Annotated in this window: 16 protein-coding genes; 10 read left to right on the forward strand and 6 right to left on the reverse strand. The window is 44.0% G+C overall.

Annotation, left to right across the window (positions count from 1 at the left end):
- Window positions 1-628: 628 nt before the first annotated feature.
- Both recO and DUL71_RS20565 read right to left on the reverse strand, forming a co-directional pair.
- The gene (gene recO / locus DUL71_RS20560; protein WP_114939859.1) at window positions 629-1,354 is read right to left on the reverse strand and encodes a DNA repair protein RecO; all 726 of its coding nucleotides are present in this window, start codon (window positions 1,352-1,354) and stop codon (window positions 629-631) included.
- Entirely contained in the window at window positions 1,344-1,715 is a 372-nt protein-coding gene (locus tag DUL71_RS20565) for a diacylglycerol kinase family protein (RefSeq protein ID WP_114939860.1), read from the reverse strand. The genes recO and DUL71_RS20565 overlap by 11 nt, the downstream gene beginning before the upstream one ends.
- A 236-nt stretch (window positions 1,716-1,951) precedes the next feature.
- Here DUL71_RS20565 and DUL71_RS20570 point away from each other — a divergent pair, with 236 nt between their 5' ends.
- Window positions 1,952-4,210, forward strand: coding sequence for an efflux RND transporter permease subunit (locus DUL71_RS20570; RefSeq protein WP_244228806.1), 2,259 nt, complete (start codon window positions 1,952-1,954; stop codon window positions 4,208-4,210).
- A gap of 71 nt (window positions 4,211-4,281) precedes the next feature.
- Here DUL71_RS20570 and DUL71_RS20575 read toward each other — a convergent pair whose 3' ends face one another.
- On the reverse strand, window positions 4,282-7,176 hold the full coding sequence (locus DUL71_RS20575; RefSeq protein ID WP_114939862.1) for a hypothetical protein: 2,895 nt from the start codon (window positions 7,174-7,176) through the stop codon (window positions 4,282-4,284).
- Window positions 7,173-10,091: a hypothetical protein gene (locus DUL71_RS20580; RefSeq protein ID WP_154402446.1), complete on the reverse strand. Its 2,919-nt coding sequence runs from the start codon at window positions 10,089-10,091 to the stop codon at window positions 7,173-7,175. Before DUL71_RS20580 ends, DUL71_RS20575 begins: the two co-directional genes overlap by 4 nt.
- An 81-nt stretch (window positions 10,092-10,172) precedes the next feature.
- Between DUL71_RS20580 and DUL71_RS20585 the strand changes: the two genes are divergently transcribed.
- From DUL71_RS20585 to DUL71_RS20620, 7 genes are all read left to right on the forward strand, one after another.
- Complete coding sequence (locus DUL71_RS20585) at window positions 10,173-10,658, forward strand: DUF1801 domain-containing protein (RefSeq protein ID WP_112570776.1); 486 nt, start codon at window positions 10,173-10,175, stop codon at window positions 10,656-10,658.
- Window positions 10,659-10,727: 69 nt separating this feature from the next.
- Window positions 10,728-14,300, forward strand: a complete 3,573-nt coding sequence (locus DUL71_RS20590; RefSeq protein ID WP_114939864.1) for a sensor histidine kinase — start codon at window positions 10,728-10,730, stop codon at window positions 14,298-14,300.
- Between the two features lie 336 nt (window positions 14,301-14,636).
- Entirely contained in the window at window positions 14,637-15,695 is a 1,059-nt protein-coding gene (locus DUL71_RS20600) for a sensor histidine kinase (protein WP_114939866.1), read from the forward strand.
- Window positions 15,692-16,390 (forward strand): LytR/AlgR family response regulator transcription factor, encoded by a 699-nt coding sequence (locus tag DUL71_RS20605; RefSeq protein WP_114939867.1) that lies wholly within the window; start codon window positions 15,692-15,694, stop codon window positions 16,388-16,390. Before DUL71_RS20600 ends, DUL71_RS20605 begins: the two co-directional genes overlap by 4 nt.
- A 330-nt stretch (window positions 16,391-16,720) precedes the next feature.
- Entirely contained in the window at window positions 16,721-18,424 is a 1,704-nt protein-coding gene (locus DUL71_RS20610; protein ID WP_208645618.1) for a CocE/NonD family hydrolase, read from the forward strand.
- 135 nt (window positions 18,425-18,559) lie between these two features.
- Complete coding sequence (locus tag DUL71_RS20615; RefSeq protein ID WP_114939869.1) at window positions 18,560-20,305, forward strand: M14 family zinc carboxypeptidase; 1,746 nt, start codon at window positions 18,560-18,562, stop codon at window positions 20,303-20,305.
- Complete coding sequence (locus DUL71_RS20620; RefSeq protein WP_112570764.1) at window positions 20,306-20,938, forward strand: rhomboid family intramembrane serine protease; 633 nt, start codon at window positions 20,306-20,308, stop codon at window positions 20,936-20,938.
- Here the strand turns inward: DUL71_RS20620 and DUL71_RS20625 are convergent.
- Complete coding sequence (locus DUL71_RS20625) at window positions 20,904-21,893, reverse strand: hypothetical protein (protein WP_114939870.1); 990 nt, start codon at window positions 21,891-21,893, stop codon at window positions 20,904-20,906. The genes DUL71_RS20620 and DUL71_RS20625 overlap by 35 nt on opposite strands.
- Before the next feature lie 54 nt (window positions 21,894-21,947).
- On the opposite strand from DUL71_RS20625, the gene DUL71_RS20630 reads away from it, so the two are divergent.
- Complete coding sequence (locus tag DUL71_RS20630; protein WP_114940207.1) at window positions 21,948-22,958, forward strand: dipeptide epimerase; 1,011 nt, start codon at window positions 21,948-21,950, stop codon at window positions 22,956-22,958.
- 67 nt (window positions 22,959-23,025) lie between these two features.
- On the opposite strand, the gene DUL71_RS20635 is transcribed toward DUL71_RS20630, so the two are convergent.
- Window positions 23,026-23,631, reverse strand: coding sequence for a murein L,D-transpeptidase catalytic domain-containing protein (locus DUL71_RS20635; protein ID WP_244228807.1), 606 nt, complete (start codon window positions 23,629-23,631; stop codon window positions 23,026-23,028).
- A 66-nt stretch (window positions 23,632-23,697) separates the two neighbouring features.
- On the opposite strand from DUL71_RS20635, the gene DUL71_RS20640 reads away from it, so the two are divergent.
- The gene (locus DUL71_RS20640; RefSeq protein ID WP_114939871.1) at window positions 23,698-24,120 is read left to right on the forward strand and encodes a hypothetical protein; all 423 of its coding nucleotides are present in this window, start codon (window positions 23,698-23,700) and stop codon (window positions 24,118-24,120) included.
- Window positions 24,121-24,174: the final 54 nt, after the last annotated feature.

The following is a 24,174-nucleotide window of genomic DNA, read 5'->3' on the forward strand; positions in this document are numbered from 1 at the left end:
GGAAGAGGAAATGGGACGATAAAATGGGGGAATGATAAGTTTTAAACTGCCTGTCATTCTGAGCGATAGCGAAGAATCTTCTTCAAGATGCGGGCCTGTTATGCAAGGTGAAGAAGATGCTTCGTTCCTCAGCATGACAAACTAAAAAATGGGTGAGCCTGTCGAAGCATAGCAGGTAGGGCCTCTGCGCGCGACCCTTCGACAAGCTCAGGGTGACAGCCCCGCATCTAACAAGTTGGAAGAAGCACGTTTTCCGCGGCAGATCAGCTTCGGGTGAAAACGTGCAGAACAATGCGGGGAATGTGCGGCTGCAGGGGCATAGCAAGTTTTTGCAGAAGCAGGGGTGAGTGGGGATCGGGGCAAAATAATTGCAGCCCGTGGTTCTGTTCGTTTTGCACGGGCAAAGGCCGTGTGGTGGAATTGAGCGACTGGCTGAGGGCAAAGAAGCCTTTCTGCTGCAAGCCTTTTTGGGTACTTTTGTGGCGACAAAAGTACCTGGCCCTCGCGCGGCCAAGAGCGCGACGATGTAAGTTTATTACAACGATAGTCGTTACCAGCCTTTGTGCGATTGCTTCGCAATGACGCTTGTTAATGGTAAGCGAATTTAACGCTCAATGAAGTCGGCCCCTTACGCCAACACTTCTTCCAGCACATCGGCCGACTTGATATTGCCAAAGCCTTCAATGTGCATGGCATAATATTCAAGCAGCTTTTGAACCAGGTAGCGGCGTTCATCATTACTTAGCTTAAGCTGGTTCATGTCTTCAAAGCCCGTTTGTAGTACTAATGCAAAATTCCGGGTGTGCGGGGGCGAGAGATATGAAATACTTTCGGGCTTATAACGGGTGAATTGCCCATTTTTTATGTCGAAATAATCAGCTTCGTCGGCCATGTAGCGGTCGGGGTAAAAGCCGAGGTAGCGGGTTAGGCGGGTTAAAAATACCAGGTGAAAGTTGGCCACGCTTTCGGTTTGATGATCGAGCCATTCAATGGCGCTGAAAACAAAATCGAACAGGTTTTCATCCGGCGATTGCTGCTTGATGGCTTTATACAGCACCTCGTTCAAAAATATGGCAATGCAGCTTTTAATGACATCGTAAGGAATGCTAAGTAGCACGGGCGCGTTTTTGAGTTCGGAAATACGCTGCACACTGCCGGTATTTTTGTGGTAAACTACCAGATCCAGCAGGTGAAGGGGCTGCAGCATATTCCTGCCGATCTTAGCTTTGGGTTTTTTAGCGCCATTGATAATGTACGATTGCAAGCCGAACTTTTCGGTAAAGATCTGCACAATTACGCTGCTTTCGCCGTAATCGGTAGCTCTGAATATAATGCCGCGGGTTTTATGCAGCATGGCTTCCTAAGGCTAAAATGATCTTCGGTAAAAAAATCATGGCCCCTGTTATCAGCGCGAATAAGGCTGCTATAACAACGGCACCGGCAGCTACATCTTTTACGCGACCGGCTTTCTCATTGTATGTCGGCGAAACAAGATCGGTCAACGTTTCGAGCGAGGTGTTAAGTAATTCGGCAATAAGCACAATGGCTATGCTGATCATGAGCCAAAGCCATTCGGCGGTTGAGATTCGGAACAGGAAACCCAGGATTATGGCTATTGTACCGGCCACCAAATGAAACCTGAAATTAGGCTGAGTATGAGCCGCGTATCCTAAACCCTTAAACGCAAACCCAAAACTGCGTATCAACCTTTTCATGCCCAAAAATACAAAGTTTAGCTATAAATACAGCCAACCGCATGATGGGCCTTGTAAACTGCCCGTTAACTCTTTGTCACATTATCACTATCAGTAATAGGCAGATAGCGCATTTTTCGTAGTTTTGCGCCTCTCTTTTACATATCACGTTAATAATGTTCTGGAAACATATAGCTTCTGCACTTCTTAAAAACAGGCTCATAATTTTTATTTGCGTTTTGGCGCTAAGCGCCTTTATGGGCTACGAAGCTTCAAAAGTAAAGATCACTTTTAACGGTGGTAAGGTGCTTCCGGTTACCGATTCGGCTTTTATCCGTTATGCCGAGTTTAAGAAAACTTTCGGGCAGGACGCTTCATCGATGGTTATCGGTATTAAGTCGCCTAATATTTTTGATAAGGATGTTTTTAACGACTGGTACCAGATTGGCGAACAACTAAAGAAAGTAAAAGGGATTAAAGCAGTGATTTCGGCTGCCAATATCTACAATCTGCAAAAGGATACCCTTCAGCATAAATTTGTATTAAAACCATTAGTTACCGGTGCGCTGCAAACCACCGCGGCTGTTGATAGTGTAAAGCAACAGCTTACATCCATGCCTTTTTACAAAGGACTGATTGTAAGCAACGATGGTCAGAGTACCCTGATGGCAATTACTTTTGATGATAAAATTATCAATACGCCGTTTCGCGTACCTATTATTAAAAAGATTAATGAGCTTGGACAGGCATTTGAAAAGAAACATCATATCACGGTACATTACTCGGGCCTGCCGCTTATCCGTACCGTGGTTGGCGATCTGGTAGCTCATGAGTTTTCATTATTCCTGAGCCTTTCGGTTATTATTACCGCGCTCATTTTACTGCTGTTTTTCCGTTCGGTATTCCCGGTTATTTTCCCGGTACTGATTGTGATATTGGGTGTGATATTCAGTTTGGGCGTGTTACAGATGATGCATTACGAAATGACACTGTTAACTGGTATCATCCCGCCGCTTATTGTAGTTATCGGGATCCCGAATTGTGTATTCATCCTCAATAAATATTTTCATGAGTATGGCATCAGCCAAAATAAAATGGCAGCTTTAGAAGTAGCTGTTGAGCGTGCAGGTATCACCACTTTTATAGCCAACGTTACTACTGCCATAGGTTTTGGCGTGTTATGCTTTACCAACAGCGAACTGCTTACCCAGTTCGGCCTCATTGCTTCAATAGGTATTATGGGCACTTTTGCATTGAGCCTTATTTTAGTGCCTATTATCTTCAGCTTTCTGCCTGCACCAAAGGCAAGCCAAACCGGTATTAAAGACAGTAAACTGATGGATGGCCTGCTGGCCACTTTAGATAAACTGGTGCATACCAAACGTAAAACTATTTATTTAACCACAGCTATATTGGTGGTTATTGCCATTGTTGGCATGGTCAGGATCAATATTAATGGTTATGTAGTGGATGATTTGCCCCAAAGTAATAATACCCTGCACGATCTTAAATTTTTTGAGTCGAATTTTAACGGGGTTTTGCCGCTGGAAGTTAGTATCGATACGAAACGCAAAAACGGAGTAATGAACCTGGCTACTATCCGCAAGGTAGAGAAGCTGGAAAAACTGATCTCCTCCTACCCAGAATTCAGCCGTTCGGTATCATTAATCCAGGTGTTGAAATTTAGTACCCAGGCATTTTATGGCGGCAATCCTGAGTATTACCGTTTGCCTGATGGGTTGGAGCAAAACTTTATCCTCAACTATGCCGGAAACTCGGGCAAAGGAACCAGCGGCCTGCTGAAAACCTATCTTGACAGCACACATCGTGTAACCCGCGTTACTTTTGAAATGGTTGACGCCGGTTCAAAAAAAATGAATACCGTACTGGCTGAATTACAGCCACGTATCGATTCTATTTTTAACCCAAAGAAATACCATGTTGAGCTTACCGGCTCGAGCATCATATTTATAAAGGGTACCAACTATTTGTTGAAAAACCTTTACGAAAGCCTGGCCTGGGCCATTGTGCTTATCGCGGGCGTGATGTGGATTCTTTTCCGCGGCATAAAAATGATTGCCATATCATTGGTACCTAACATCATTCCGCTGGTGATAACAGCAGGTATCATGGGCTTTTTCGGTATCCCGCTTAAGCCATCAACCATATTGATTTTCAGCATAGCGATGGGGATCTCATCCGATCAGACCATTTATTTCATCACCCGTTACAGGCACGAGCTACGTCATAGCAAAAAAAGCATCTCGAAAATAGTTTCGGATACCATTCGTGAAACCGGGGTGAGCATGATCTTTATTGCTACAGTATTGTTTTTCGGTTTCGGCATCTTCGCGATATCAAAATTTGGCGGTACAGTTGCATTAGGCGTATTACTTTCTATTACCCTGCTGGTGGCCATGATCAGCAACCTGACTTTGCTACCTGCGTTTTTACTTTCGCTTGAAGGCGGAGTTGACCGGGACAAGATCAAAGGCCCAGATATTGATGAAGCCTGATAGAGGAGCTTAAAGCCGAAAGCTAAAGGCTTAAAGCTTTTTAGGCAAGAAGCATCGTGCTAACTCCCCCTTTAGGGGCCCAGGGGGCGTGGGCTAACTTTCAACGTTCCCCGTTTATAACCAAAATTGCCATTCATATCTGTACCGTTCATTATTATGGAATATGTTGTTGGTGTATCGGCAGTATAAAAACTGATGGATGCTTTGCCATCGGTACCGGTGTTTACGTTTGGTTGCCAGTATACGGTAGAGCGCAGGTCTGTTTTGGTTTTGCTTGTAGCATTAACCGCATATTTAGGACTGTAAAATTGCGATGGAAAGCTCAATGCCAAAGGTTTATACAGATAACCGCCGGGTGTTTTACTGATGTTGGGGCCATGCCCGCCACGGGTGGTTATCTCCATAAAAGTAAAATCCCCTACATTGGTTCCTAACCAATCTGTTGAGATGTAACGGCTATAATATTCATTGCCGTATTTAGAAGTAGTGTTAATCTCTATACCCTTGATATCCTCGGCGCTGTTTGATTCAAGGTATTGTTTGATTGCTAAAAAGTCAGGATCTTCTATATAATTGCTTTTAAATATGGTGCCAAATGGAATGCCATCAATAACAAAGCAAATGGGCTTGTTATCAACAAAATACCATTGGAAAAAGATGCTTGGCGGTAACCTGTAAGAGCCAAATTGAACGTCGCTCCTGGTTTTACCCTGTACACCATAAACTATCGCTTTTTGTTTCATGATAGTTCCGGACCTGAAACTTTTAACATGCTCTTGCAGGAAATCCATCCAGCTTTTCTTTCCGGCTTTTAGCAGGTCATTTTCATCAAAAACAAAGTCGGCATTGCCCGCGCCGTTTAGGTTCTTTGAATCTTTTACAATTTTCCTGGCCTTGATCTTTACTTCTTTTAAAGTACGCATATTGGCCGGAAGATCATTTGCCAGGTTCTGACGCATCCGGTTAATTTTAACACTATTGAATAACGTGGTATCATTACTCACATACCAGGGTATAATGGTGGCGGCCGGCGGTGCTGCGAGTACCGGCTGTGGTGGGTCATCAATTACTATACCCACATTAAAGTTTTTGGCCGTTTTGATAAAGTAAGCCGGCGTATCTGTAAGCGGTAAATTACGAAATACAAAGCCTCCGTTTGCATCGGTCAACGTATCTGTAGCCAGTAAAGGCGATTTAGAGAATAGCTGCACTTTTGTTTTTTTAACTCCCTTATTAAAAATGTTAAGCACCCTGCCTTTAATTGCTACCTCTGTTTCCGCGGCGTAAACCGGTTGTCTTTTTTCTTCGGGCAAGTTGTAGCTTACCCATCCTTGCGTTAACAGCAGGTTGTCGAGCGCGATACTCCGCTTTGGATCATTGCTGTTTAGGTAATATCCGGGCTCTTCCACGTAGCCCTTCAGCTCGGAGGTGAGCAGCATCCTGCTCACGATGCTTTCATTATTCAGGCTGTCGGGATGTACTTGTGTATCATCGGTAACGGCAAATGAAAAATTGCCTTCAACCGGTTTGCCCAATGCATCGGTGACATTGATAGCTACGGCAACGCTATCGCGGAGTGCGTAAATAGTTTTATTGCTGCTGATATTGATATGCAGATCATCATGCCTGTCAATAAAAGTAAGCCGCTCATTAAGCGGACGGTTCTTCATATCAAGCAATACAAAATGAGCGATGCCAGATGGGAACCGTGCCTTGCTGATCATTTTACGGATAGCTGTTGTTCCTTTAAAGTTCACGACAGCACCAAAGCAGATCACCTCGCGCAACTTGCCAATCAAAAAATAACTATCTCCCGACCCGCTTATATTTTCGGTAGCGTATAAAGAAATCATCAGCGAATCGGCATCAGCCTTATTCTGGATGTTTAAAACAATGCCCGAGTTTTTCACTTTCGGCAAAGCGTATTCTTTAACCCGTCCACCGGGTAGGGTGACTTTAGCGGTATAACTTTCGCCTGCCTTGGGTATCATATCAAAGCTACCCATGCCTAAATGTCCCGATGTAAAATCCGTTGCCGTTTGCTTATTTTCATCAAGCACAACACCCGATATGTTAATGCCCAGGCCATCGAGGCCAATAGTCTTAAAGCCCACATGGGCAGGCAAGCCTGCCACCAGCTCGCCGCTTTCAGGCATAAATTGTACATCGGCATCCTGCGGGCGGTTAAAATTGAGGGGAATATTTACCCGGTTGCCTGCGGCATCATTGGCTATGATCCTGATATCACCTGGCTTGCCCGGTAAATTGAATGTGATATCAATCAGGCCTTTTTCATCTGTTTGTAATGATGACTTATATAGCCGCCTTTTACCTTTCATTACGGCAAGCTGCACCTGCTTGTTGGTTATCGCTTTTTTGTAAGTATCGCTTAGCAACAACTTAACATGCGCCTGTTCTTTATCGTTAACCATAGCGCTTGAACTGGAATAATTAGCCATCCAGTTATTCGTAGCATCGTCGGCTATGGTGAACTGTTTATAAAAAAAGCAGTCCTTGTTAAAGTTTTGCATCCATTGCGTATAGGCTGTGAGCGTATACGTGCCTGCCGGCAATTCGCTCAGGCTGATATTTCCCCAGGTAAGGCCATTTTCTACAGGCAAGCGTTGCTGTTTCACCACCACATTACTATCGGTAAGGATAGTGATGTACATAATACCACTCTTGGCAGATGGCGTTAACAGGTGCGCGTTAACCAGATAAGCTTTAAACCACAAAGTATCCCCAGGAGTGTAGGAGCTTTTATCAAACTGTAGATAGATCTTTTCGGCAGGGTTATGCCGAACAAGACTGTCGGTAACATTTTTGGCCCGAAGCAATCGGGCAGCGGGAGCTATTTGTTGTGCATATCCATGCTGAACTGATAATATGCAGATAAGCCATGCTGTTAAAAACAAGGATAACAACTTGCGATGGAACGGTTGCTTAAGGCCTATCATGTTTTTCATGGATTGGTATTGCCTGTTACTTTTATTTTACCATAAGTGTAGCCAATGCTGCCATCCATATTGGTGCCTTCTAAAATATAGGTATAGGTTGATGGCTTATCTGCCGCATAAAATGATACGGTTGCTTTACCATCGGCACCGGTTGTTATATTGGGCTCCCAGTGTATGGTTGAGCGCAAATCCGGAGTATGTTTAATGGTATTATAAGGCAGATAACGTGGACGATAAAACCGGGCGGGAATACTTAATGCCAAGGGTTTATATAAATAAGATCCGGGTGTATGCGCTATCCCCGGCCCTTTACCGCTACGTGTAGTGATCTCTACAAAAGAGATCGAGCCTGGAGTTAAATAAGGCTTCCAATCCGAATGAATATATCCCCAGAAATATTCCCAACCATATTTGCTCGAACTGTTAACCTCAATCCCCTTAACATCTTCGGCCGTATTTGATTCAAGATAGGTTTTCATATCAAGTCCATTCGGCTCGTTAAGAGACATTATCTTAAATACGCTACCAAAGGAGATACCGTCAATTATTAGCTTCATGGGTTTGTTATCTATCAAATACCACGGAATAGTAGGTAATGGAGGCTCACGGACAAATTGCATTATCGCGTTAACTTCATCAAGTGATTTATCCTGCAATGCATACCTTAAATTATACTTGTGGGTTAAAGTCGCCCATCTCAGGTTTGGAACATGTTCTTCTAAAAAATTCAGCAGGCTCTTTTTACTCGCTTTCACCATGTCGGCTTCGTCAAAAACCAAATCAGCATTACCTGCTCCATTTAAATTTTGCGAGCCTTTAACTATTTTCTTGGCTGTAATTTTTACCTCTTTCAAAGCCTTAGCGTTAGCAGGCAGGTTGTCGGCCAGGTTTTGCCGCATCCGGTTATTTTTTAAACTATTGAACAAGGTAGTGTCATTGCTTACATACCAGGGCATTGGTGTGGGGCCGGCAGATGCCAGCAGTACAGGCGGCGGCGCATCGTCCATGACAATACCAACATTGAAATTTTTAGCGGTTTTAATAAAATAAGCCGGGGTATCTGCAAGCGGGAGATTACGGAACGCGAACCTGCCATCCTTATCAGTGAGCATATCAGTTGCCACTACAGGCGATTTGGAAAATAGCTGCACTTTAGTTTGTTTAATGGGCTTGTTAAAAACATTAATTACCCGCCCCCTAACCGCCAACTCGGTTTCGGCAGCGTAGCCCTGGTTATCCTTGCCATCTGGCCAGTTGTAGCTTACCCAGCCTTGTGTAAGCAACAGGTTATCAAGCGCCTCTTTGGCTTGTGCATTATTAGCGGCGAGGTAATAGTTGGGGCGCTCCACAAAGCCTTTCAATTCGGATGTAAGCAATATGCGGGTAACAATATTCTCATTGTTCAGGCTATCCTGATGTACTTGCGCGTCATCGGTAACCGCCATCGAAAAATTGCCCGCAAGCGGATTACCGAGTGCATCTTTCGCGCTAATGTGTAACGCTACACTATCGCGCAGGTTATAAGCCATTTTATCTGCATTAATGTTTAAATGCAGGTTGTCATGCCGGTTAATGAAAATCAGCCGCTCGTTTAGTGGCTTACTGTTTTTATCAAGTAGCAAAAAATGAGTGATGCCAGAGGGGAAAAGCTTTTTGTTAATTTTTTGACTGATGGACGTGCCGTTTTTAAAATCGACCATTGCACCATAGCAAATAATTTCGCGGGCTTTGCCTACCAGGAAATAGCTTTCACCCAAGCGGGCAATTTTATCGGTTGCCGACAGCAGTACTTTTACCGAATCTTCATTAATGGGATTGATCACGTTCAATACAATCCCATCGTTTTTAACATCGGGCAACGGAAATTCACGGATTGCGCCACCGGGCAGGGTTACTTTAGCTGTATAATTTTCACCAGCATTAACAACCGGCAGGTTAAAACTCCCCATGCCCAAATGCTGCGTTGTAAAATTAGCTACTACCTGTTTTTCATGATCCAGTACCTGGCCCGAAACATTGATGCCTTTGCCATCCAGCCCTATAGCCTTAAATCCAAGGTGTGCGGGTAATCCGGCTACAAGTTCACCACCCTCGGGCATAAACTGAACATCGGCATCCTGGGGGCGGTTAAAGTTTAGCGGTATATTTACACGGTTACCTGCACCATCTGTTGCAATAATGCGGATATCGCCCGGCTTGCCCGGCAGGTTAAAGGTGATATCTATCATTCCCTTTTCGTCGGTTTGCAGGCTTTGCCGGTATAAACGCCTCTTTCCTTTCATTACTGACAACTGTACCGGCTTGCCTGCTATAACTGTTTTATAAGCATCGCTGAGCATCAGTTTAACGTGGGCCTGTTCCTTACCGTCGGTTATTACGCTTGAACAGGTGTAGTTGGCCAGCCAGTTGCTGCCGGCATCATCGGCAATGGTAAATTTTTTACGAAAAAAACAATCCTGGTTAAAATTCTGCAGCCATTGGGTATAGGCAACAAGGGTGTAAGTGCCTGCAGGTAAATCCTTAAGGCCGATGTTGCCCCAACTGAGCCCATTTTCAACAGGTAGACGTAAGCGCTTTTCTACAGTATTGCTATCGGTAACAATGCTCACATACATTACCGCGCTTTTAGCCGATAGGTTAAGTGTAGGAGCATTAAAAAGATAAGCCTTGAACCATAAGGTATCGCCGGGCGTGTAAGTGTTTTTATCCAGTTGAAGGTAGATCTTCTCGGCCGGGTTTTGACGCGTGACACTATCCAGCATTGATTTCATTGCGATTAAGCGTAAAGCAGGGGCTTTTTCCTGCGCATAGCTTTGAATACTGAAAAATAAAATAGCTGTTATAATGATAAGGCGGGAAAACGCGAAAGCACCCCGCTTCATCATGCAAACAAATACCGGCCGGGTAGATTGGATGCTTTTCAATTTGGATGTATTTAGGTTTATAATTGGGTGATATAAAGCTAATTATTATTGCTGACAAATAAAAGGTTGTATATTTATATTATGCCCAAGGAAGAAGTTGCCGACCTGCTTTTCTTTTTAAGAATGTTCCCTGCCGAAGTGCGGGAACGGGCCTTATGGCTGCGCGATTTTGTATGGGATTTGTACCCGCAGGCCAATGAGCTTATTTATGATAATTATAATGCCCTGGCTGTAGGCTGGTCGCCTACCGAAAAAATGAGCCATATATTTTGCTCCTTTGCCATATACCGTGGCGTTAATTACAATACACATTTCGGTTTTTACTGGGGCTCTGAACTTGCCGATCCGCAGAAATTATTAATTGGTGATGGTAAACAGTACCGCTACCTACTAATAAATGACCTTGCTGCTTTCCCTGAGCAGGAAATAAAAAAGCTGGTAGAGGAGGCCTGGCAAAACTCGCTGGCCAAGGTAAAAGATCCCAAACAACTAACCCATGGCAAAACTATTGTCAAAATGATATCCGACAATAAGCGCGAAAAGAAGCTCAAAGCGCCTAAGAAGTAACCCCGTTAAAGCCTCCATTTTATTTTACAGGATAAAATATTTACTTTAAGCCTGTTAACTTATACCTTAATGAAAAAAATCACAATGCTGATTTTATGCTGTTGCATAAGCCTGTATGCCGGCGCACAATCAGCTCATTTATACTTCGATCGCTTTGATATCAAGAAAGGCCTGCCCGAGTCAAATGTTGGTTCCATTATTGAAGATAGCCAGGGGTATATGTGGTTCTCTACACAAAACGGACTGGTACGTTATGACGGCTATCGCTACAAAATATACAAACTCGGCTCTCCTAAACTGAATAAGCAGGTATCAACGCTGGTATTTAATGTAGTTGAAGACAAAAATAAAACCCTGTGGATAACTACCCTTGCCAACGGCATTTTCAGATACAACCGGGCAACCGATTCTTTTACCCAATATCCCTACCCGGCAAGCCTGACTTATGGACAACTGATTGTGGGTGCCATAGATAATGATGGTAATTTATGGGGGCGCTTTGGCTCAGCAACCAGCGGTCAAAATATAATGAAGTTTGAGCCGGGTGCAGGGCGATATCTGCTTTTCAGCAACAGCCAAAAGGGCATTTATCATATCAGGGCAACAGTTTACTATAACCCTGTTAAAACAGCCGATGGCAACATCTGGTTTGGCTCAAACAACGGCATATACCGGTACAACGGCGCAGGGAAAGGCTTTAGTGAATACCTTGTTTCAAATGATACCTCAAAAATGCGGGCTGCTAACCCTATTTATGAGGCCCCTTCTGAACCGGGGGTATTGTATATGAATACTTTTCATGGCCATGATGAAGCCCTTAAATTTGCCCGTTATGACATTGGCACAGGTAAACTTAAAGAGTATGGCCAGGCCAATGCAAAAGACAGCCTGTTGAGCGCAGGCATTTATAGCTTTTATGAAGATAAGAGCAAAAACCTGTGGATAGGCACCAATAAAGGCCTATCAAAATTTAATAGGCAAACCCATACTTTCAGGAACTATATCCCTGTTGATACCATAAACTCTGCTATTAAAAACCAGTTTATCACTTTCAGTGAAACACGGGATGGTAAACTCTGGATCTCATCATCGGCCGGGTTGGTTTATTTTGATCCTATAACATCTGTTTTTAAACGCTATGTAACGGACCCTGATGATCCGGGTGCGTTACCGAGCCTGGGCATAGGCGGTAAAACAATTGATCATACCAATAGCCTTTGGCTCGGTTTTGGAAACGCGGGTGTAGCACGTATAAATAAATTAAAAAGCGCCTTTACTATATTTAAAAATAACCCGGCAAAAGCCGGTACTTATCCCGGCAAATTGGTAACGCTCAAAACATGGCCCAATGGCGACGCCTGGTTAACCACCCGACAGGGTATATATAAAGGCAATGTTATTACCAATCAATACAAAAAGATATACAATGTGGCCCCCAATGAGGGTTATTTTCCGGGCTTTTGCTATGGGCAAAACAACACACTGTATGTGGCAACTGAAAGCGGATTATTGGTGTACAATACCATCACCGGGAAAAAAGAAAAATACAGCAGTATCCCCGGCGACAGTACTTCTATTATCAGCAATTATGTACACTCGCTGTTCCAGGACCATACCGGGATACTATGGATAGCCGCCGATATTGATGCCGGTATATGCTCTTTTAACCCGGCAACCAAAAAGTTCACCCGCTATCCTTACCGGGGCTCCTATGAAAAAATAACTTCAAAAAATAAATACGCGCTTGATGATAGTCGCGCTATTACCTTTTATGAAGATCATGAAAATACACTTTGGATAGGTACCAATTTCGGGGGGCTTAACCGTTTCGACAGGAAAACAGGCCGTTTCATATCCTATTTTAACAACGACATGCGAAAGGCCGCCTGTGTAGATAATATTTTTGAGGATAAAGCCGGCAGGTTTTGGGTAGGCACCTACCTCGACGGCCTGTTCCTATTCGACCGGAAAAAGGAAGCTTACGTAAAACATTTTAATGAAGATTCCGGCTTGATATTTAACTCGGTAATGGGCATTAATGGAGATATTGACGGTCGGCTATGGGTAATAACCGAGCGGGGCTTTACGCGGATAGATCCCCGTACCATGAGGCTGAAAAACTTTTTCATGGACGATATTTTGCCCGGTAAGGATGTTTTCAGGGGAATTGATAATGTGAACAGGTTTGCAGATGGAAGGATGGTTTTCCCCTTAAGTAATGGTATCGCCGTTTTTAATCCTGATGATTTAAATGATAACACATATGCCCCCGTTGTACACATCGAATCTGTTGCCTACAGCAATCCAAAATCAAGCGGCAATGCCATAAACAATGTGACAACCTATGGCCGTAAAACACTGGAGTTGCCTTATGATCAAAACCGGGTGCAGTTAAACTATGTGGGTTTACAATATGATAACCCTGCGCAAAATATTTATGCCTACAAGCTGGATGGCTACGACAAGAACTGGGTACAGGCAGGTACCAACCGCTCGGTAACCTATAATAACCTTTCGGCAGGTACATATGTATTTCATGTAAGGGCGGCCAACAGTTCGGGCGTGTGGAATAAAACCGGCGACAGCATCACTATCGTTATTGCTACAGCCTGGTATTTGCGCTGGTGGGCATGGCTCATCTATATTGTTCTATTCGCGTCGGCTGTATACGCGTTTATCGCCTATCGTTCGCGCCAGCTTAAATATGAAAATCAGTTGCTTGAAGAAAAAGTAAAGCAACGTACCGATGATTTAAGCAAGGCGAATAAAGAATTAAGCGAGCAGCAGGAAGAAATTATTACCCAGCGCGATCAGCTGGCCGATGCCGTTGATAATCTTAAAACTACCCAGCAGCAATTGATCCAGGCCGAAAAGCTGGCCTCACTGGGCGAACTTACTGCCGGGATAGCCCATGAAATTCAAAACCCGCTGAATTTTGTAAACAACTTTTCGGAGGTGAGCATGGAGCTTATAGATGAAATGGAGACCGAGCTAACCAATGGCGATGCCGAAGAAGCCAAAGCCATAGCTGCCGATGTGAAGCTGAACCTCGAAAAGATCCACCATCATGGCAAGCGTGCAGATGCTATTGTAAAAAATATGCTTCAGCACTCAAGGGCAGGCAGCGGCAGTAAAGAGCAGGTAAACATCAACAACCTTACCGGCGAATATTTCAAGCTGGCCTACAATGGTCTTCGCGCCAAAGACAAAACTTTTAATTCGGCATTGGTCACCAACTTTGATGATAGTTTGCCACAGGTTAATATCGTTCAGCAGGATATTGGCCGCGTGCTGCTCAATCTGTATAACAATGCTTTTTACGCGGTACATCAAAAGCAAAAAGCAGTAGGGGAAGCGTACAAGCCTGAAGTTGTAGTTACAACTGCCGTTAAGCCAGCAAAAGAGGGGGCAAAATCGGTTGTGATTACGGTTCGGGATAACGGTATGGGGATCCCTGATAATATTAAGGGAAAGATCATGCAGCCGTTTTTTACCACCAAACCAACCGGCCAGGGAACGGGGCTTGGTCTATCGCTCAGTTATGATATTGTGGTAAAAGGGCATGGCGGTAAAATTGATATTGAAAGCAAAGAAGGCGAGTATACTGTGTTTACGATTACGCTGCCGGTTGGGGTAGGTTGACGCAGGGGAGATAGAACCTGTTAATTTGCGGGCTTTAAGAGGACATTAGGTGTAGATGGCCTGTCAGTCTGAGCTTGTCGAAGACTCGCGCGCAGAGGCCCATCGCACCATGCTTCGACGAGCTCAGCATGACACCCGTTTTTCGAATCCAGACTTACGAAGTTTTCAAAACTTCGTAAGTCTTCTGCTTTTATTAAGTTATAAGGCTCCTGGCTCTTATGTCTAAAAGTCTTGCCTCTTTCCTCACTCATCCCCTAAATATCTGCACTCATGTACTTTATCTTTTAACTGTATAATAGTTTTTGTTGCTTTGATCAAAATTAGGCAGCAAGTAAATTGAAACAACACGTAACCATATCGCTTTATTGGAAATGTCAGCTTATTGGCTGGTCGGTAGCGGCGCTTTACTGGGGCTATACAGGCTATAGCAAAGCGGGCTTTAACTGGTTGCTGGGCGTTCTTCAGTTTACTACGGATGTTGCCGTTTACATCCTCATTACACATCTTTATCGTTGCTTTGCCCTAAAACAAGGCTGGCAAAACCTCGGACTTCATAAACTATTACCAAGGCTCATCCCCACAGTTGTGGTATTAGGTTTGGTTTACCTGTTTGTAACGGTTTTAAAAGTTTACTTTTTCAGGGTATGGTTTCAATCTGGATTTTCACAATCATTCGGGGATTTTTTTGCTTTTTATCGTGATAGTATTTTCGTGGCCGGCGTGCGCCTGATGTCTATCTGGCTGTTGGCCTATCATATGTATCATTATTCCAGGCGCGAGATCAATATTGCCAGGGAAAACGCCAGGCTTTCGGTTATTACCCGGGATGCGCAACTGAGCAATCTTTCGGCACAGCTTAATCCACATTTCCTGTTCAACTCTTTAAACAATATTAAGGCGCTAATTATTGATGATCCCAAATCGGCACGACGGGCAATTGACCTCCTGGCCGATCTGCTAAGAAATTCCCTCTACAGTGGCGATAACCAGATGATCACCGTAGAAGAAGAGCTTGAAACGGTTAAAGATTACCTCGAACTGGAAAAACTCCGGCTTGAAGAGCGGCTGCAATATCATATTGAAACCAACAACCTGCCGGAAAACACGGCGCTTCCTCGCTTGTGTATCCAAACCCTGGTCGAAAATGCTATAAAACACGGTATCAGCCAGCAAAAGGAAGGAGGGTTTATTAGCATAAATTTAAATCATGACCGCAACGGTTTGATTATATCCGTAAGTAATCCGGGCAGGTTAAACCCTGTGAAAGAAAATAGTGGCTTAGGTATCAAAAACCTGAACGAACGTTTGGAACTGCAATACAAGGGTTCGGCTTATTTTGTCATCGGCGAAGCTAACGACATAGTTACCGCAACCATTAAAATATCCCGGGTATGAAAAAGATAAGGGTTTTGATCACTGACGATGAACGTGCCGCCCGAAATGAAGTGAGGCGCTTACTTGCCGGTTATCCTGATTTTGAAATTATAGGAGAAGCCATCAATGCTGATGATGCCCTGAAAATGATAGCTCATCAAAATCCCGATCTGCTTTTTTTAGATATCCAGATGCCCGAAAAATCAGGTTTTGACTTGCTGGAATCAATGGAGCAAGTTCCCGCCGTGATTTTTACTACCGCTTACGACCAATACGCCGTTAAAGCCTTTGAGGTAAGCGCGCTTGATTACCTCGTGAAACCTATCCGTGAGGAAAGATTTGAAAAAGCGATAACACAGGCAAGGCAGCGATTGGGCAAGGCAGATAGCGCCGGGCAGATTTTTGTGAAAGACCGGCAGCAGTATCATTTTATTCAATGGAGTTCGGTACACCTCATTGAGTCGATGGATAACTATGCCCGGATTTTTTTTGACGATAAAAATGTGTTCCTGAAAAGTTCGCTTAACCAACTGGAGGCTAAGTTAAGTGATGGAATATTCTTCAGGATCAACCGCGCGCAGATCATCAACCGGCAATTTATTCAGGCTATGGCAACTACCGACGGTCGTTTAAAAATAACCCTTAATACCGGCACCCAATTGGAAGTTTCCGAACGGCAATCGGCAAAATTCAGGCAGTGGGTGGCAGGTAAGTAAGTACAGGATGGAAAATATAAAATTAAGAAGCGTGGGTATGTGCGATTCCCCTCTTGAGAGGGTAATAGTCCATGAGTTGACAATTCCCTCCCCTGGGAGGGGTGCGGTAGGATCGCGAGTTGGCAGGGAGGGGTTTGTACGCCATTTAGTGAATAAGCCTGCCGATGAAACCCCTCCCTACACCCTCCCAAGGGAGGGAATCGCACAGCCCACTCTCTTAAAATCTTCTGACTGTCCTTTGATGAACTATTACCCTCTCAACAGGGGAGCCTAAAGCATCGGAAAAATGTTTTATAGATAAATCAACCATTACATATTAAACAATAAAAAATGATGAGAAAATTATTCTCCTTGCTACTGCTATGCCTTGTTTTGAGTAGTATAGCATCGGCACAAAGCAAAAAAATTACAGGTGTTTACCTGCGGGATAGCGTGCTTCTAAAAACACATAATGGCGCGTTTGTTACCGTAATGATAGCCCGCAAAAAAGGCATAACCGAAAAGCTGCCAACTATTTTTCAGTTTACCATTTACGCCCGCCGCAGCGATACGTCAAAAATTCAGGAGGCAGCTGATAGAGGCTATGTTGGCGTAATGGCTTACACCCGGGGCAAATGGAACAGTCCGGGTGAGCCGCTGGCTTATGAAACCGACGGTCAGGATGCTTATGATGTGATTGACTGGATCAGCAAGCAACCCTGGAGTGATGGCCGGGTAGGCATGTATGGCGGAAGCTATAACGGTTTCACCCAATGGGCGGCTACCAAAAAGCTTCATCCGGCGCTTAAGACTATCGTGCCATCGGCTGCCGTAGCACCGGGGCTTGATGTGCCCATGACCAATAATGTGCAAATGAGCTTTGTTTTTTCGTGGACTTACTACACCAGCAATAACAAGTTCCTGGACGAAAAAGATTACAACGGCCCGCAGTGGAACCAGCTGTACTGGAAATGGTATAATACAGGTTTAGCCTATCACACGCTCGATAGCCTTACCGGCAGAGGGGTTAACAATATGTTCGGGCATTGGGTAGCGCACCCTACTTATGATCAATACTGGCAGAACTTGATCCCTTATCAAAAGGAATTTGCTGATATTAACATCCCGGTGTTAACAACTACCGGTTATTACGATGGCGGGCAAATTGGCGGTATGTATTATTATCGTGAGCACCTGAAATATAACGCCAAAGCCAACCATTATGTGATCATTGGTCCGTACGGGCATTTCGGTTCGCAGGGGCATCCTGATTCTGTTTTAAATGGTTACCGCATTGATGACGCCGCGCGGATTAATATCCATGAAATTATTTATCAGTGGTTTGATTATATCTTCAAAAATAAACCCAAACCAGCTTTTTTGAAGGATAAATTCAATTTTGAAGTTATGGGTACAAACCAGTGGAAGCATGTGCCCTCATTAAAGCAAATGAGCAATGATACGTTGAAGTTTTACCTGGATAAATCGCGGTTAAATCCCGCTAAACCGCTGAAAAAAGCCTTCGCAGCGCAAAATATTAATTTCGCTAACCGGGACAGCATCAGTAGTTATTACTTTTTAAACCAGCTTATTTATGATACACTGAACACCGGCAATAGTCTCGTTTTTAAAAGTGACCCGCTTACCGGGCCGCTTACTGTTAGCGGGGCGTTTTCGGGTTTGTTAAAAACCATCATTAATAAAAAAGACATGGACTACCACGTGGTGATGTTTGAGGAGATGCCCGATGGCAAATATTTTTATCTCACCTACTTTATGGGCCGGGCAAGCTATGCTATAAATCCTGAGAAACGACATTTATTAAAACCGGGACAAATGGAAAGCATTCCATTTACTAACACCTATATCACCAGCAGGCAATTTAGTAAGGGCAGCCGGATAGTGATCCTGCTCAATATTAACAAAAGCCCTTTTGAGCAGATCAATTACGGAACGGGCAAAAATGTAAGCGATGAAACCATCCTTGATGCTAAAATACCGTTGCAAATAAAATGGTTTAATGATAGTTACGTCAATATCCCGGTGTTGCGGTAAAAGATGCCCGGTTACAATAAGTCTGCCGAAGCATAACGATGATTCGGCGGGCTTATTGGTAGTTAAGCCGTAAAAATAACCTTACACCTCCCGGCTTTGCCGCAGTTAAACTATATTTGAGCAACGCATTTACTCATGAAGATAGTTTTCGCTGCCCTTGTTGCCTGTTTTATTACCTTATCCGCCAAAGCCCAACTCACCCCATTTGAGTTAAGTAAGGACAAAAATTATACGGCCACCTACGCCCAGGTGATTGATTACTATCAAAAGCTTAATAAGTTGTATCCGCAGCAAATGAAGCTTATAAACTACGGCACTACGGATGTGGGCAAACCTTTAACGCTTGTAGTACTTTCAAAAGATAAGGTGTTTGATCCGGCAGTTATCAAAAAGCAGAATAAACGCGTATTGTTGATCAATAACGGCATTCACCCCGGTGAGCCGGAAGGCATTGATGCCAGTATGATGCTGGTGCGGGATCTGCTTAAAAATAATACGCTCCCCAAAGATGTGGTGATCTGTCTTATTGCCTTATATAATATCGACGGCAACCTTAACCGCGGATTGAGCCGTGTAAGTCAGAATGGCCCATCTGCCTATGGCTTTAGGGGAAATTACCGCAACCTGGACCTTAACCGCGATTTCATCAAGGCCGACAGTCGTAACGCTTTAGCTTTTACCCAGATCCTCACTACCTGGAAACCCGAGGTGTTTTTAGATAACCACACCAGCGATGGCGCCGATTATCAATACGTGATGACGCTTATAGAAACGCAAAAAGAAAAGCAAAACCCCATCCTGGCCGATTATACCACCAAAACCCTAACCCCATACCTGTACAGCAAAATGAAAAAGAGCGGGTATGAGATGATTCCTTATGGTGCAGGCGAGGAAGGTTTGCCCGATTCGGGCATTGTAAGCTTTTTGGAAACACCACGATTTGCTACCGGTTTTACTGCCCAGCATAACATCATCAGTTATATTACCGAAACGCATATGCTCAAGCCTTTTGATAAGCGCGTGTATGCCACGTATGATTTTATGCAGCACCTGATTGAGATTAACCAGCGCGATGCCAAACTGATAGGTGAACTGAAACGCAAGGCTGATGAACAAGTAATCAATCAAAAAACTTTTGCATTAAGCTGGGCTGTTGATATGGATAAGGTTGATACCATCACCTTTAAGGGGTATGAAGCAGGGCACAAAACCAGCGGCGTCAGCGGCTTGCCCAGGTTATATTATGACCGTGATAAGCCATATACCAAAACTATCAGGTATTTCAATACCTATAAAGTTACCGCTACTGCCGATAAACCGATGGCTTATGTAATTCCGCAGGCCTGGGGCAAGGTGATTGATTTGTTTAAGCTGAATGGGGTACAGATGAAACAACTGGCCCATGATACCACGCTTAACCTGCAAATGTATTATATAGCCGATCTGAAAACTCCGTCCCGACCTTTTGAAGGACATTACCTGCATACTGGCGTAAAGCTTAACCCGGTTGATATGCCAATTAAATTTTATATCGGCGATTACGTGGTGTATACTAATCAGCCTATTAACCGTTATATCGTGGAAACGCTGGAACCGCAGGGTGTCGACTCGTTTTTTGCATGGAACTTTTTTGATTCGGTGCTGGGCGAAAAGGAATATTTTTCGGATTATGTTTTTGAGGATATCGCCGCCGATCTGCTAAAAAAAGATCCGTCGATTAAACAAAAACTGGACGATGCCAAAGCGAAAGATCCGCAACTGGCCAATAACGCAGGCGCGCAATTGTTCTTTGTTTACCGCAATTCGCCTTATTTTGAAAAAACTTTTATGCGCTATCCTGTTGGCAGGCTTTTAACTAATACCAAACTCGACCTTAAATAAATGGAAATTATTCACACGGCCCCGGTGGCCTGCGCTATTTTTGCAATAACTATTATTACTTCGCTTTTAGCTTTCTCAAACGATAATCTTTATGGCCGCATGATGCTGCATCCTTACACGGTTTCCCGTGGCAAGGATATCCATACCATCATCACCAGCGGACTTATTCACCGCGATTGGATGCATTTGTTTTTCAATATGCTGTCGTTTTACTTTTTTGCGTTCACACTCGAGCCTATAATAGGGCACCTGCAGTTTGGAATACTATATGTGTTAAGCTTGATACTGAGCGATATGCCAACCGTAATTAAGCATAAAAACGACTATAATTATTATAGTCTTGGTGCCTCTGGCGCTGTTAGCGCTGTGATTTTTAGTATAGTTTTATTTATGCCATGGCAAACCATTTACATAATGCCCATTCCCATTGGCATCTGGTTTTGGCTTTTCGGTATCCTGTACCTGGTATATTGCCATTATGCTTCAAAATATTCACGCGACCAAATCAATCACGACGCGCACTTTTTTGGAGCAATAAGCGGTTTGATAATCACCATCGTTTTTAACCACCATGTTTTAGGCGATTTTATTCAGCAAATTATTTCTGAAGCCCCAGCTCATTTCCGTCTTTAAACTCCCCATCGGCATTAAATAAAAAGCTCATAGGCTTCTCGGGGTTCTTGATGATCTCTAACAGCAGGAACCCCCAGTTTTTCCAAAAGTTTTCCAGTACCTGTCCGTAGATTTTATTCATCCAGTCGTCAAACAGGGGCTTGCTGCTGGTGCCGCGCAGGGGCAGGGCCTCTAAGGATATGGCATCGCCAATATTAAAAATATCATACTCCGGCAAACGGTTAAATAAATAAGCCGAATAGAAGAACCGGGCGTTCAGCTCTTCAAATTGGATGGGGTGCAACTTGTTGTTAGCAATTTTATCTAAGGCCTCCTTATGGTAACGGGCGTTGGCGCCGTTATCCTGCAGGCACAGAATAAAGCCAAAATCTTTTATCCGTAACGAAAACGTAAGCGTGTTGATCTCATCGCGGTAGCCAAAAACGTTTTCAGCATTATCTACCTTAAATAAAACAAGGCTGTAAGGCTTAAAGCCATCAAACTCGATAGGGAGATTGAGGCTTTGCAGCATCATGTGCAGGTTATTGAATTTATGGATGATGGATTGCGAGATGTTAAACTCTTCGCCTTGTGAGTGTTGTAATTTGATGCCCGCCTGGATCTCGTTAAAGATAATTCCGTACAGCAATTTGCCGGCCCATAAAAACAGTTTATCCTCATCAAGCGTTTTTAGCGCTTCATAACCGGTTTCAAAAGCGGCGGCAATTTCATTTTCGAGCGGCTCAAGGTAAAGCTCATTAATCTCGGCGGTGCAGGGCAGCTTCAGGTCTTTATAGGTTGCCATGCTTTCGTCAAGCAGTTTAAAAGGCTTGTCTTCCAGCTCGTAGCGGCTCATAAGCCATTGCGGAAATACCTGGATCTGCTCCTCGGGCGAATTAAGGTTTTGCCCTGTAAGGAAACATTTATTATTGCTGAAATTGAAATTGGTGAACGGTGAGTAAATTTGTGCCGGCATGGCCGCAAAGATAAGCACGATTTTCGTACTAAAATTTTAGCTTTGGTTTTTAACATGGAACTGACATATCAACCCTACGAGCTTCAGCTGAAGCATGCTTTTACGATAGCCAAATTTTCGCGCACTTCTACCCCGGTTATGCTGGTGCAGATCAGTCACGAGGGTAAAACCGGCTACGGCGAAGCTTCGATGGTGCCTTATATGGGCGAGAGCCATCAAAGCGCTACCGATTTTTTAAGCAAGGTTGATGTGAATCAGTTTAGCTACCCTTTTGATTTTGGTGCGGTTATTAATTACCTCGATAGCATCGCTCCCGGCAATCCGGCGGTTAAAGCGGCAATTGATATTGCCCTGCATGATCTGGATGGTAAACTGAAACAACAATCCTGCTGGCAGCTGCTTGGTAGTAATCCGGCGCTCATGCCCGTTACCAGTTTTACTATTGGTATTGATACGCCGGAGATGATCATCAAAAAAGTAAAAGAAGCTGAGGGTTTTAAAGTGATCAAGGTAAAATTAGGGCGCGATACCGATAAGGAATTAATTACTACTATCCGCTCGGTAACTGATGTACCGCTTTATGTAGATGCCAACCAGGGCTGGACAGACTTGCAGCAAAGCCTGGATATGACCTACTGGCTGCATGAGCAAGGCGTACAATTGATAGAGCAGCCCATGCTCAAAACCGATCCCGACAGCAATGCCTGGCTTACCGAACGAAGCCCTATTCCTATTATTGGTGATGAAGCCGTTCAGCGTTTTGAAGATGTGGAAAAGGCTCAAGGTGTTTATACCGGGATCAATATTAAACTCATGAAATCGGCAGGCTTGTATGAGGCCAAACGAATGATTGATAAAGCCCGCGAGCTTGACCTGAAGATTATGATAGGCTGCATGACCGAAACCAGCTGCGCCGCCCTCGCTGGATTAGCCATTGCGCCACAGGCAGATTGGGTTGACCTTGACGGCCCGTTCCTGGTAAGCAATAACCCATACATAATGCCCGATTTTGAGGATGGAAGGTATATCCTGAATAATGACGCGGGTTTGGGATTGAGGTTTTAAATGATCTCCTATCCCCCAGCGGCCGTGTCCCCACGGCCGGAGATTATTAATCATGCGTTAACGCCGCCTATTGATATATCCACAGCAACACGTGCTTCTTTTGTTTTTTCAGTAAAGCATCCACAATTTTCATGGTATTGTTGGAAATAGCGGGGCAACCCCAGCCTTCGGGTGTGCCGTTGGGATAAACTTCGGTTTCGGCAACCTGTTCCCAGGAATGAAAAACGATTTGCCTTGCCAACGCATTATTGTTGGTGCTCTCTAAGCCTGTCAGGTAATACTTTACATGGATACCCCAGGCGCTCCAGGCGCGGCTATCAATTGTGTATTTGCCCAGCGCGGTACAATGGCTCCCATCAAGGTTGCTAAATGCTGGTTTATCTTTTGACCATACGCCGCTCCACGGGTTTCGGCCGCAGCCATGGCTTACCAAGCCGCTGATTAATGAATCGTTTTTCTTAAAATCCCATACCACAAAACGCTTAACACCTGATGGTGCAGACATATCAATTAAAATACAATACCGTGTATTGTATCCCCGCTGCCGGCAAAACGCAAGGCTTTGTTTTGCTTTCGTTTTAAGCTGATTGGTACTAATGCGGGGAACATCTGCTTTAACCTTTATGCAGCAGAGAAGCAGCAGGAAAAAAGGGAGTAATAGCTTAGGTTTCAATTGCGTTAGGTTTTGGGTTGTAAACAGAAATATCGGCTTTTTATTACAATAAACCTATCTTGCGTGATGAAAAACCGTGTTTCCTTTTTACTCCTGCTATTAGCCCTGTTTGGTTGTACAGCAACATCAACCAAAACGGTAGTAACCATTAGTCCTGTTAATAACGGAAGATCATTGCAGATAACAGGTTTTGATCCGGCTATTATTAACGATATCAGTCGTGATTCATCGGCAACGGCCTGGCAAACCTTAATGGCTGTTTATCGCATGCCGGCAGATACTACTATGCGCAACCTGCAGCCCATACAGCCGGGGCGCTATGTAATTAAAGATAATGTAGTTATTTTTACACCGGATACCGCTTTCAGCACACAACAAACCTATTTTTTCCGTTACTATGATTTTGGGGCCAGCGGTACGCTGACCGATTTGATAAAAAGCCGCAGCAAACCCGGAACTTTGCACTATACAGATTTGATTTTTAAGTAATAAACCATCCTGATGCTTGAAAATTTAATATTTTTGATTATATTTGCAACCGTT

It is taken from the genome of Mucilaginibacter endophyticus, assembly GCF_003351025.1.
Lineage (GTDB): Bacteria > Bacteroidota > Bacteroidia > Sphingobacteriales > Sphingobacteriaceae > Mucilaginibacter > Mucilaginibacter endophyticus.

Bases quoted from the DNA above. Each gene is read 5' to 3' on its own strand.
- recO (WP_114939859.1), bottom strand. From the start codon at position 1,354: ATGCTGCATAAAACCCGCGGCATTATATTCAGAGCTACCGATTACGGC.
- DUL71_RS20565 (WP_114939860.1), bottom strand. From the start codon at position 1,715: ATGAAAAGGTTGATACGCAGTTTTGGGTTTGCGTTTAAGGGTTTAGGA.
- DUL71_RS20570 (WP_244228806.1), top strand. From the start codon at position 1,952: ATGGGCTACGAAGCTTCAAAAGTAAAGATCACTTTTAACGGTGGTAAG.
- DUL71_RS20575 (WP_114939862.1), bottom strand. From the start codon at position 7,176: ATGAAAAACATGATAGGCCTTAAGCAACCGTTCCATCGCAAGTTGTTA.
- DUL71_RS20585 (WP_112570776.1), top strand. From the start codon at position 10,173: ATGCCCAAGGAAGAAGTTGCCGACCTGCTTTTCTTTTTAAGAATGTTC.
- DUL71_RS20590 (WP_114939864.1), top strand. From the start codon at position 10,728: ATGAAAAAAATCACAATGCTGATTTTATGCTGTTGCATAAGCCTGTAT.
- DUL71_RS20605 (WP_114939867.1), top strand. From the start codon at position 15,692: ATGAAAAAGATAAGGGTTTTGATCACTGACGATGAACGTGCCGCCCGA.
- DUL71_RS20610 (WP_208645618.1), top strand. From the start codon at position 16,721: ATGATGAGAAAATTATTCTCCTTGCTACTGCTATGCCTTGTTTTGAGT.
- DUL71_RS20615 (WP_114939869.1), top strand. From the start codon at position 18,560: ATGAAGATAGTTTTCGCTGCCCTTGTTGCCTGTTTTATTACCTTATCC.
- DUL71_RS20620 (WP_112570764.1), top strand. From the start codon at position 20,306: ATGGAAATTATTCACACGGCCCCGGTGGCCTGCGCTATTTTTGCAATA.
- DUL71_RS20625 (WP_114939870.1), bottom strand. From the start codon at position 21,893: ATGCCGGCACAAATTTACTCACCGTTCACCAATTTCAATTTCAGCAAT.
- DUL71_RS20630 (WP_114940207.1), top strand. From the start codon at position 21,948: ATGGAACTGACATATCAACCCTACGAGCTTCAGCTGAAGCATGCTTTT.
- DUL71_RS20640 (WP_114939871.1), top strand. From the start codon at position 23,698: ATGAAAAACCGTGTTTCCTTTTTACTCCTGCTATTAGCCCTGTTTGGT.